The following is a 1,532-nucleotide window of genomic DNA, read 5'->3' as shown; positions in this document are numbered from 1 at the left end:
TAGCAGGGAAGAGGCTGCGGCTCTTCGTTATCTGCGCCATGCACGTCCTGCACGTGTTTGCAACCTCTTCGTTTTGGTTATTCCAAACCCACGAGGATTTCTCAACACGGTAACTCTACCAGGTTATTGGGAATTAGAGAGCGGTGGTAGAGCGAGCTGTTGGGTTTTTTCGGTTTTATCGTTTGCCCACCCCGCCGAGAAGAGCAGAGAAAACTGAGCGGGATCGGGCTGTTGTTCCAGTTGAATGCGGGCCGTGTAGAGGGTACCGGCCAGAGCGACGCCCTGCTGTACGACCACCTTATCGCCCTGCGATACGGGCAAACCAGGCTGAAGGCGCACCAACGCAATGGTAAAGTGCAGGGATGCATCCTTCGATTCGGTGGCAGGCACCTGAAAATGCACCTCTAGGTAGCCACCTTGCCCGTTCTGGTTGGCCTGCCAGTCCACAGTAGGTTGCGGAATGGGCATCGGTTTTTGAGCGGGATGCAGCCAACCGAACAGCCTATCCGGCAGCCCTAAAGCGGCTTGGCGAACCGGAGTGAACTGGAGACCCGCCAGAAGAACAATGAGCACGAGAGCGGCGGCCGCGAGCACCTGGGGGCGCCAAAGTTGCCGCAAACTGCCCAAAAGCTTGGGTCGCTCGCGTTGAAGAGGCTCCTCATCGAGTTTTGCCAGAATGCGCTCATGAAGGGAGGGAGGCGGTTCTATGCTGGGCAGAAGATCGAGATCGGCCCAAACCTGCCGAAATCCCTGCACTCCCTCCCGACAGGAAGGGCACTGTTGAAGGTGGGCCTCAAACGCCGCTCGCAGGGCACTATCCATATCCCCCGAAACATAGTCCGAAAAGAGTTCTAAAGCATCTTGACACTGCATCGGTTTCATCCACCATTACGAGCCAGAGGCATCGCATCTTTTAAGTCCACTTTTTTTGGACGACGCCTCAGCAAGTTATGTTCCGCACATGTTAAAACGCCTCGCGGATCGGCTCCAGCTTCTCCCGAAGGGCCAGACGTGCGCGGTTAAGGCGCGATTTTACCGTACCAATAGGCAGCGATAGTACCTCCGCGATCTCCTCGTAAGAAAGCCCATCTACATGATAAAGCACAATCATCGCCCGCTGGTATTCGGGCAAACTCTCAATGGCTTTCTGTAAAAGCTCTTGGCGTTGCTGTGCTTCCACCAACGCCTCCGGCCCAGGAGAGGGGTCTTCGATCTGGCGGGTTACTTGGCTCTCTTCCAGCTCAACATACTCTTCAAGCGACAGGGTTTGCCGATTCTTTTGGCGCTTTCGGCGATCAAGATAGACGTTGGTGACGATGCGATAGAGCCACGTGGAGAAATTAGCGTCGCCTCGAAAGTTATTTATCGCCTGATAGACGCGCAGAAAAGCCTCCACCGTAATGTCGCCGGCCTCGTCGTAGTTGCCGCTTAAACGATAGGCCAAGTTATAGACGCGCTTTTCATGCATCCGTACCAAAGCATCGAAGGCGCGGCGATCGCCCTCTTTGCTGCGCTCAATCAGTCGTTGTTCA

At 55.2% G+C, this 1,532-nt stretch carries 2 protein-coding genes; both read right to left on the bottom strand.

Going from position 1 to position 1,532, the window contains the following annotated elements:
* Positions 1-123 precede the first annotated feature (123 nt).
* Positions 124-873: a zf-HC2 domain-containing protein gene (locus VKV29_RS12995; protein WP_324201740.1), complete on the bottom strand. Its 750-nt coding sequence runs from the start codon at positions 871-873 to the stop codon at positions 124-126.
* Between the two features lie 91 nt (positions 874-964).
* The coding region (locus VKV29_RS12990) for a sigma-70 family RNA polymerase sigma factor (RefSeq protein ID WP_324201739.1) at positions 965-1,532 on the bottom strand (568 nt) is incomplete at its 5' end.

It is taken from the genome of Chthonomonas sp. (assembly GCF_035294165.1).
Lineage (GTDB): Bacteria > Armatimonadota > Chthonomonadetes > Chthonomonadales > Chthonomonadaceae > Chthonomonas.
The sequence above is the reverse complement of the archived record's forward strand: the minus strand, read 5'-3'. Positions and strand labels throughout refer to the sequence as shown.